Genomic DNA, 8,941 nt, shown 5'->3' with positions numbered 1-8,941 from the left:
CCGCGCCTCCTTTCCGTGCACGGCTTGAGCCCTGAGAGCCTGAAACGACTTGACGTACAGCGCGATCTCGGCGGGCTGAGTAATGGTCAGTTCGGCAGAGACGGTTTCGACCTTGACCTCGCGCTCGTCGTAGATGACGAAGTTGTTTGTCGGAGCGAGGTATTCGTGTCCAAACGGGAGGATATCCAGCACGACTCTGGGCAGGGACAGTGCGCTGAGCAAGCGGTCCATCTGTTCGAGCAGCACATCCGTGGTGCCGACGCGGGTGTGGAGAACCTGTTCGGCGAGGATGAAGTAGAACCGGTGATTGCCGCGGTACAGGACTTGCTGACGTTCGAGGCGCGCGGCGAGACTGGATTCGAGATCGTCGCCCGGCCCGTCGTAAAAGTCGAGTACCCGGCGAAGGATCGCTTCAGCGTAGGACGGTGTCTGCAACAGGCCAGGTACCAGCACCGGTTCGAAGCCGCGCATGAGGGTGGTCTGGTCGGCGACGGCCACCGATTGTTTCTGTCTGTGCGGCAAGCGCATCCGACGCCATTCGAGATACGCCGCCTCGACGTTGCGCAGCGTCGCGACGAGATCAAGCATTTGATCGACGCTGTGCGTGTGGATACACCAGACGCGTACATCGTCATCGGTCGGCACCTGTCTGCCGTACTCGATCTTCGAGACTTTGGAGCCAGGCCAACCGGCAAGCGCAGCAAGTTGCCTGCCGGTCAGCCCGGCGTCCTTACGGAGGTTGCGCAGGCGCTCGCCGAACGCCTCGCGAGCCTGTTTTGCCGTTGCGGTCACGCCTGGATGTATTCACCATGAGGGATGGCCTTGTCCCACACCCGATTCCAAACCCCACGGATGTAGTCGACGATGGCAGGGTCCGTCGTGACGGCACCTCCACCCGCAGCACCATCGGGCGTGAAGGTCGTGAAGGACACGAGTGTGTCGTCGAACAGCCAGAAGTCGTCCGCCGATAGCTCGGACGGGTCGATCAGGTGCCGAGCCAGATACCGAATATCCTCGCCCGCTTCGATGTTGCGGTGCGCGACAACCAGGCCCCACCGCGTGTAGTCGACGTGTGGCTCCGTGACGACGCGGACGCGCCGCATCACCCGCCCGGACGCGGTGACCTCACGGACGAGGTTCGTCCAGTCCTCGAACCACTCGAAGTCGTCGGGCTCTCCCGCGAGGAACTTGCGGAACGGCTCGGATTCTTCGGGGGTGGAGTAGGTGTCGACTACTTCAAGATGGCAAGCCGTGTGCTTGCACGAACGAAACAGGTCGTAGAACGCCTCATGCCGGCGGAGTTGCATACTTCCGGATTTCCTTCCCCTGCGGTACCTCGATGCAGGTCTCATGATCCGGGATCTTCATCTCGGCCAACGCTTCCGGGTCGGTTACCGGGCAACCGCTGAGGATGAAGGTCCCGTGGCCGGTGTCGTGAAGCAGCGCGCCCAGGCACGTCCCCGGTTCGAGGTACGCGAGCAGCGGGTGTGAAATCTCCACCCGGTTGTCGTGCTCGGGTACTTTCCAGCCCTGCACTACATAGGTGCCCCGGTCGGTGGCGTACAACGTCGGCGAATCCCCGCCCTGGGTGTTCTTGCCCAGGAACGTCAAGCGCAGCGGGCGTTCGTCCAGCGGGGCGTTTCGCATGTTTTCTTCCATGGCATCAATCGTCAGACACCGGGAGAAACCCCGTCAACAGAAATCGCTCCGGTGAGAAAACAGTAGCAAACCTGTGCGCGGGTTTTCTCGCACGCTGCCATCGTGGCTCGCCGCCGGACGTTCCGTCCACGGCATGGCTATGCCCGAAGCAAATCCGAGCAACAGCCTGGTGGCCCTCTGGCCTGGCCTTCTACCGTCGATGGTCAGGCGCTCAGCATCGGGTGAAAGTCGGCTCGGGACAGCATATTTGGCTTACTGCCGGTGCTGAGTGCCCACCAACCACCTTCGGTGAGGGGAGTCAATGGCCTTGCATAGATACCTGGTGACGGTACACTGCTGCGGCGTCCGGTGGCTGGTTCATGTGCCGGCGGTGAACCGATGGGCCCTCGTCGAGCACAAGAAGGCGATCGAAGCCACCGCGCACGCCATGATCGCCGAAACCACCGGCGCAGCGCTGACGTCGTTCGGCCTCGACCTGACCGAAAGCAGCGTACTGGGCAGCGTCGAGAAGTTCACCGCCGCCACCGAGGCCATTCGGTGGGGCTTGGTGACCGTTACCGGCCCGCCTGACTCCCCGTAAGCCAAGACCGAAATAGCTTGCGCCGTAATACAACTCCCGCACGCATTGTGCTTGCGGGGAGCTGCTACGTGCTGTCTTCAACCCCCTGAAAGGGATTAGTGACATGGGTATCTTCTCGGGGCGGCGCTCTCAGGCATTACTGCATAACTGCTCGCCGACGTGCTGGAGCTGACCGAGCTACATCTGACCGGCGGCGAACCGACCTTGCATCCGTCGGTCGCCAGCCTGACGAAGATCGCCACCGAGGCCGGCTACCGGGTGGCAATGACCTCGAACGGCGAACGCGGCGAGCGAGTCATCCCGGAGTGCGCCGCTGCCGGGCTCGATCGCGTGAATTTCTCAATTTTCGGCACCACCGCCGCCGAGCTCGCCGAAGTCCAACACGCGCGCTACCGCAATGCCATTCTCGCAGAGCGCAAACTCGACGCCCTCGGACGCTCGATCACCGCGTGCGAGGGATATGGGGTAGGCGCCAGCGCCAACATCGTGGTTCCCGACGACACGCATGCGATGCGGGTGCATCGTCTGCTGGATGAATACTCACCGCATTTGACGGTGCGGCTACTCAACTCGCTCGACCGGGGAGCGGTCTCCATCGACGCTATCGAACGCATCCTCACCGAACGCGGAGCCGTCGCCGAAGCGCACTACCTGACAGCGGGGGTGTCCGGCGCGCGGACCGCGTACCGCCTGCCGGACGGGCGACGGGTCTATTTCAAGCAGATTCGCCCGGTCCGGTTGCCCGGCACATGTTCTGGGTGCCGGTTCAACAACGGCACCGACTGCGAAGAAGGCTTCTACGGTGTGCGGCTCTACTACGACCGGACCGGTACATTCCAGGTCGGCGTGTGCATCCAGCGCATGGACCTGTGCCTCCCACTGACTGAATTCCTGACCAGCCCGCTCCGCGACGAGATCCTGGCCCTGCGCAACACCGAATACCACCGGCTCACCAGCCGCCGCGCCGGGTAAATCCTCACCGCCACACCATGATTGGAGCTCGTAGTGCCCATCGAGCACGAAGCCAAGATCCTCGGCATCGACCCCGACACCATCGGGCGCCGTATCCGGGAGAAAGGCGGACACCCACTCGGCGAACGCTTCATGCGCCGCTACGTCTACGACATCACCCCCGGCGATGAATCCAAGTGGATCAGGCTGCGCGACAACGGAAGTAGCACCACGCTCGCGGTCAAGCAGATCACCAGCGAAGCGATCGACGGCACCCACGAGGTCGAAGTCACCGTCAGCGACTTCACCGCGACCAACGAACTGTTGAAGCTGATGGGCTTCACGCCGAAGTCCTACCAAGAAACCAAACGGGTGAGCTTCACCCTCGAAGACGCACAGCTCGAACTCGACACCTGGCCCCTGATCCCGCCCTACCTGGAGATCGAAGCCGCCACAAAGGAAGAAGTCATCCGCGTGGCCGACCTGCTCGGCTACACCGAATCCGACCTCACCGCAGAGAACACGATCAAAATCTATGCCCGCCACGGCATCGACCTGAATACCATTCTCGAACTCCGCTTCTGAACGACCGCCCGGCACGTTGCACAATCGCCGAACTGCCGCCGACAACTGCTGTAGGTGTCTCACGGGCTGTCACTCAATTGATATACACCTCAACAGATTTGGGAGCACGGGAGAGCCTGGCAGGGCATATGATCAAGATCGTTGCGACGACGGTGTCGTCTCTAAATGCTCTGCCGGTAACCGAATAGAGAGGCGGACCCGTGGGCATTGAGGCCAGCGAGGACAAGCAGTTGAACCTCGATGTCACCCGCGCTCATGGGGCCCGGATCTACGACTACATCCTGGGCGGCAAAGACAATTACGCACCTGACCGAGACACTGGTAACGCAGCCCTGCAAGCGTGGCCCGCGCTGCGGGGCACAATGCATGCCAACCGAGCGTTCATGCACCGGGCCGCGCGTTTCCTGGCCACCGAACGTGACATTGGTCAGTTCCTGGACATCGGCACCGGCCTTCCGGCTACACCGAACCTGCACGAAGTTGTCCAAGCCGTTACCCCTGAAGCGCGGATTGCCTACGTCGACAACGACCCACTGATCCTGGCCCACGCTCGAGCACTGATGACCAGCACCCCCGAGGGCCGCACCACCTACATTGATGGCGACCTGCGTGATCCCGACGCGATCCTGGCGGCCCCCCGCCTGCGCGAGACCCTCGATTTGAACAAGCCCACCGCGCTCTTCCTCATCGGGATGCTGCACTTCATCGAAGACGACGACGAAGCGCTGCGCGTCGCCCGCCACGTCATCGACGCGCTCCCCTCGGGAAGCTACGTCGCCGCCACGATCGCCACCGACGACTACGCCCCCGAACCCCTGGCCAAAGTCCGCGACCTGTACCACTCACGCGGAGAAACACTCCAGTGGCGCACAAAAGCCCAAGCGCAGCAGTTCTTCAAAGGACTCGAACTCGAAGAACCCGGCCTGGTACAGATACACAAATGGCACCCCTGCTCGGTCGATATAGGCAGGATCAACGACGCCGACATCGCCATGTACGGGGCAGTCGGGCGGAAACGCTAACCGCGCGAGGGATTGCAGGCGGTCGTGCTCGACCGGCGGGCCTGACGTCATGGTTGAGCCGCAGAGCGCTCCTGCAGTCTGATCGGTGAGTTGAACCGGTGGTTCGATACGGTTCGTGTCGTCACTGGCGAGCGTTCAAGCAGGGCTTGCTCGTCTTCGCCTGAGCAACGTGCGGCGTCATGGCAATGACGTGGGCCGCAACCCGCCGGTGTGTAAGTGGGAGTCGCGGCGGGGGTGTTGCCCGATGAGGTGGCTGCGCGTACAACTCAGCTGGAGCGCAGATGGCACCGGAGGAGCACCATGGATGAGTTCGAAGACGCGTACCACCGGTTCTGGTCGGGTTTGGGGGGCAGACCGAACGCTGAGGCTGATGCATGCGAGGGATTCTGGTTCCAAAGCGAGGCCAGCTCAGACTATTACCTTCCGACCGGACTCACGCTCAGCCTCGTCGGTGACTCCGAAGTCGAGCACCACGTCACCCATCTGCACGAGGTGTATCACAAGAGCCTGAACGACTCCACGGCGTGGGGTTCGGCGTTGCATTTCGCATACGAGTACCAGCCGTGGGCGCAGGAACTGTTCGGCGACCTGCGTCACGCCGCATTCACCACCCATGAGGTGTTCGCGACGTTCAAGAGCATCAACCTGGCCGAGATGCACTATCCGGAGGCAGCGTCCGTCCTGACAAAAGGAAGCCGGTACGAACGCTACTACCGCCGCGCACGCACCTTCGTTCAGTCCGTCGACAGCGCCATCCGCCAGGATCTGGTGGTGACAGCGGCGACGCGGGTATCCATGCAGACGCCGATCTTGGAGGTTGCCGCAGCGGCCTTTCCTGGAAGTTTCGAGCTGTCAGCGGTAGCGAATGCCGATCGACCGGATACCAGATTCATTTGGCTGCTGGACAACACAGCGCCCTTCCTTACTGCGATCGTCCGGCGAGCCGATGAGGCTGTCACGGAACGGTTCGGCGAAGACGCGGTCCACGGACACGTCCTGGATCGCGGTGTGGAGGATCCCGAGCTCGATGACCTGTGGGACACCTGGGAACAGGTCGTTTATGACGAATTCGCCCACCAGCTGACACAACTCGGGTCGACCGTGCTGCCCATGCGCGAGCACCACGGCACCGCGGCTCGCATCGCGGGCTTGTTCCAGAACGTGGGATCAACCGGTGTGCTCGTGGCGCCGGCGGATGCACCGCCCAGTACTGACTATGACGAGTCGGTTGCCGTGGTCTCGAAAACGCGGTTTCCGCTCCGGCAGGAGCTGTGGCCTGCCAGCTTCGGCTACTTGAAGGGCGTCGTCGATCCCGAAGATTTCATGCACGTGCTCACACAGGTGGCATCGGTGAACGGTGTGCCGGAATTGGTATTCCATGCCCGGCTCGCCGGTCGATTGGCTGACAGTTACGCGTGGGGAGACTCCGCCAAGGAGCGGCTCGACGCGCTTGGCAACGAGATCGTAGTGTCGGTCAAGTGCCGCACCAATGTTGGCGATACCGATGAGCTGGAAATCTTCCATGTCGCATTCAAAGATGCGGCCGACGCTTTGGAGGTCGTCGATGTGTGGGGTGACCGCGGCCCTCGCGCCTTCTGCATCAGTGCCAGCTGTTTCGTCGATGCTGATTTCGCTGCCGAGTGGATCGACCCGCTCCGCGCGCGACTACCGACTGTGCTGCTTCTCGACGTCCCGACCCGCACATTGACTGGTGATGAGAAGGCGCTCCTGCCAGGCGACCAGCCCGCCTATGGTGTCTATTGGGGCCTGACCGGCACGCCGTACAAGGCGCTGGTCTGGAATGTCGAAGGGCAACCCCACGTAGGCATCTTCATCGGCGACAGCCTGGCGACTCAGCTGATATACGGTCAATTCGAAGACATCATGGGTGAAAACTTCTCGATGGAAGATGCCGACTGGTCCGAGTGGGAATCGACTATTGCTGCGGTTATTCGCAGCATCACCTATTGCGAATCCTTCGTCGATCTCCGAGCGCTGGAATCCCTGAGAAAGCCCGATCTACCAACCGACCAGCCATAGCTGTTGACTATTTGTCCCAAATATTGTATTTTCAATTTGTACGACCTGCCTTTTCGGTGACTGCATTGGCCTCGATTTCGGAGGTTGGCGCAGTCACCGAAACCCGGCGACTCGGGCCCTTGGCTCGTATATCCATAAGGAGTCACCGATGGCACGTCCGTACCGTCAGACAAACCGATTCATGCGCCGGATGAAGTCACTCGACCTGTCCAGGGTCGTTGAGCGGCAAATGGTGGCAATCCAGTTCGCCGTAGGGATCGGTACGCTGATCACCCTGTCAGTGCTGCTCATTCCAGACCTCGCCAGCGCGCGCGGCTGGAAATTATTGGGCATGGCATTCCTCTTCGGAGTGGTCAGCGCCATTGCACTCGATCCGACAGTCCGATACATTCGGCTCATATGGCGAGGTGACCGCGAGGACTGACTGCATGGCTCTACCTAACGGTGGAGCCATCTTCTTGTTACATCACAATAATTTTGATCCACGGCTCTTTCCCGTCCGGCACGATCCGGAAAGTACCACCAATTTCCTGCTCGGCCTTGCCGGACTGACGCAACCGTTCAACGAAGGCGACAAAGTCCGATTTGGCGATCAGACGTTTCTCGCGTTGCGGCAGAAGGTTGAACAGCTCATCGACGGTTCGTGGCCTCCCGTCATCGCCGGTTTGTTGCTGCAATACCAGCGCGAGAGCTTTGTCCTTGGTTTCGATTCTGACTTTCTCCATCTTGAACAGAACGCCCAGAACGGCCGGAAGAGTATAGCCGGCCCAATGCAAATGACCCGTTGCCTCGAACACGCCCCCAATCAGCAGGCTGCTCAGCACCGAGTTGGCGACGTTCGCCTGCACATCCCATTTCCACGCCCCCAGCTTGAACTCCAAGCCGTCGATCTCCGTGTCGACAGACAAAAGGTCGACAAACCGCACCAGCCCCTCGTCCGCACCGGCAGTGCCGCGGTTGAACACCGACCACCACAAATCCGCCAGATCGTCTGACGTTAGAGAATCCCTGCCATTCAGGAACGAACCGACCACATCATGGAGGATGATCATGTCTGCCATAGAGGCAGTATCCCAGCTCCGGAGGCCTCCACGCTAGTGGGAATTGTCGATGCGGCACCGCCGATTTGCTGCGAAGAAACCGAACAGAAGGTGCAAGGCTAAGCCTGCAAGAAGCTGTCAAAGAACGTCGACGAAACGTGCTCAAGCCTTAAGGCAGGAAACGAATACATCGACATCTACTTCACCAATACCTAGCGAGACTCTTCGACCATGTGGCCGGTGCGGAGTAAATGGCCTGACGACTACCGACGGGTACCGCAACTCGCTCCACAGGTATCTTCACTTCCACCGGCGAGCAATGCCGCTGGCCAGGCCACCGGGCAGACGGGTCAGTAGCAACAGTTCTTCGCCAGGCTCGAACTCGTGGAGCGGGGCTTGGTACAGATGCACAAGTGGCGGCCCGAACCAACCCGGTTCGGGCCGATCGACGCCGCCAACATCGCGATGTATGGGGCAGTCGGACGGAAACGCTGATCGCACCAGGGATTACAGGCGGTCGCGCTCGGCCGACGGGCCTGACGTCACGAATCAGCCGGTGGAGCGCCTCTGCGGGGCCATCAGCTCAAACACCGCACCCCATTGACGTGGCCCCGTACACGGCGGTGGCAAGGTGATGCCACCGCCGTGCGCGAGGGAGAAGGGCAAGCGAAGTCATCACGCCTGGCGAACCCAGGCCCACCAGCCTCCTTCAGCTGCGGTGACGTTCAGGTCTTGGTCCTCTACCCGAATGACCGACGGGCCGGGGGCAGCAGTCCGGCCTGCCGCGCGGTAGAGACCTTTGTCGTCGTACCGCGCCATCAGTTCGCCGGAACCAGTGCTGTCCCCCGGGTGCAGCTGTCCGTCAGCGTCGCGGCCGAACTCCTCGAATTCGACCGAGACACCGTCGCCGTTCGTGTCGATGACCGCGATGCCGCCGTTCTTGTTGAACGCCGCGGCCAGCACGCGGGCGCACCGGGCATCCCAGCCGCCCAGCGCCAGCAGCTCCGCGTCGGACGGAACAAACGAATTGTCCATGGTCGCAACGATAGCCGACTTTCAGTGAC

11 protein-coding genes and 1 pseudogene are annotated in these 8,941 nt (G+C 61.5%); 7 read left to right on the top strand and 5 right to left on the bottom strand.

Annotation, left to right across the window (positions count from 1 at the left end; all coding sequences use genetic code 11):
* The 3 genes from NV1_RS41295 to NV1_RS41285 all read right to left on the bottom strand — a co-directional run.
* Positions 1-792 (bottom strand): helix-turn-helix domain-containing protein (locus tag NV1_RS41295; protein ID WP_084526744.1); only part of this gene is annotated, 792 nt, incomplete at its 3' end.
* Positions 789-1,307 (bottom strand): DUF6879 family protein, encoded by a 519-nt coding sequence (locus NV1_RS41290; RefSeq protein WP_067905080.1) that lies wholly within the window; start codon positions 1,305-1,307, stop codon positions 789-791. The genes NV1_RS41295 and NV1_RS41290, both read right to left, overlap by 4 nt.
* Complete coding sequence (locus NV1_RS41285) at positions 1,288-1,659, bottom strand: hypothetical protein (RefSeq protein WP_245714200.1); 372 nt, start codon at positions 1,657-1,659, stop codon at positions 1,288-1,290. The genes NV1_RS41290 and NV1_RS41285 overlap by 20 nt, the downstream gene beginning before the upstream one ends.
* A 370-nt stretch (positions 1,660-2,029) precedes the next feature.
* Here NV1_RS41285 and NV1_RS41280 point away from each other — a divergent pair, with 370 nt between their 5' ends.
* The 6 genes from NV1_RS41280 (at position 2,030) to NV1_RS41255 (ending at position 7,261) form a co-directional block, all read left to right on the top strand.
* Entirely contained in the window at positions 2,030-2,239 is a 210-nt protein-coding gene (locus NV1_RS41280) for a hypothetical protein (RefSeq protein ID WP_157117774.1), read from the top strand.
* Between the two features lie 159 nt (positions 2,240-2,398).
* Positions 2,399-3,211, top strand: coding sequence for a radical SAM protein (locus NV1_RS41275; protein ID WP_067905074.1), 813 nt, complete (start codon positions 2,399-2,401; stop codon positions 3,209-3,211).
* A gap of 33 nt (positions 3,212-3,244) precedes the next feature.
* Positions 3,245-3,775, top strand: coding sequence for a class IV adenylate cyclase (locus NV1_RS41270; protein ID WP_067905071.1), 531 nt, complete (start codon positions 3,245-3,247; stop codon positions 3,773-3,775).
* Positions 3,776-3,975: 200 nt separating this feature from the next.
* Positions 3,976-4,797, top strand: a complete 822-nt coding sequence (locus tag NV1_RS41265) for an SAM-dependent methyltransferase (RefSeq protein WP_218027372.1) — start codon at positions 3,976-3,978, stop codon at positions 4,795-4,797.
* 300 nt (positions 4,798-5,097) lie between these two features.
* Positions 5,098-6,837, top strand: a complete 1,740-nt coding sequence (locus NV1_RS41260; protein WP_067905068.1) for a hypothetical protein — start codon at positions 5,098-5,100, stop codon at positions 6,835-6,837.
* 148 nt (positions 6,838-6,985) lie between these two features.
* Positions 6,986-7,261, top strand: coding sequence for a hypothetical protein (locus NV1_RS41255; protein WP_157117772.1), 276 nt, complete (start codon positions 6,986-6,988; stop codon positions 7,259-7,261).
* A gap of 37 nt (positions 7,262-7,298) precedes the next feature.
* On the opposite strand, the gene NV1_RS41250 is transcribed toward NV1_RS41255, so the two are convergent.
* Positions 7,299-7,898, bottom strand: coding sequence for a hypothetical protein (locus tag NV1_RS41250; RefSeq protein WP_157117771.1), 600 nt, complete (start codon positions 7,896-7,898; stop codon positions 7,299-7,301).
* A 351-nt stretch (positions 7,899-8,249) separates the two neighbouring features.
* Between NV1_RS41250 and NV1_RS47180 the strand changes: the two are divergent.
* Positions 8,250-8,372, top strand: a pseudogene (locus NV1_RS47180) (SAM-dependent methyltransferase); the annotation flags it as partial.
* A 180-nt stretch (positions 8,373-8,552) separates the two neighbouring features.
* Here NV1_RS47180 and NV1_RS41245 read toward each other — a convergent pair.
* Positions 8,553-8,912: a hypothetical protein gene (locus tag NV1_RS41245; RefSeq protein ID WP_067905059.1), complete on the bottom strand. Its 360-nt coding sequence runs from the start codon at positions 8,910-8,912 to the stop codon at positions 8,553-8,555.
* Between the last annotated feature and the right edge of the window lie 29 nt (positions 8,913-8,941).

It is taken from the genome of Nocardia vaccinii NBRC 15922 (assembly GCF_001613305.1).
GTDB lineage: Bacteria > Actinomycetota > Actinomycetes > Mycobacteriales > Mycobacteriaceae > Nocardia > Nocardia vaccinii.
The sequence above is the reverse complement of the archived record's forward strand: the minus strand, read 5'-3'. Positions and strand labels throughout refer to the sequence as shown.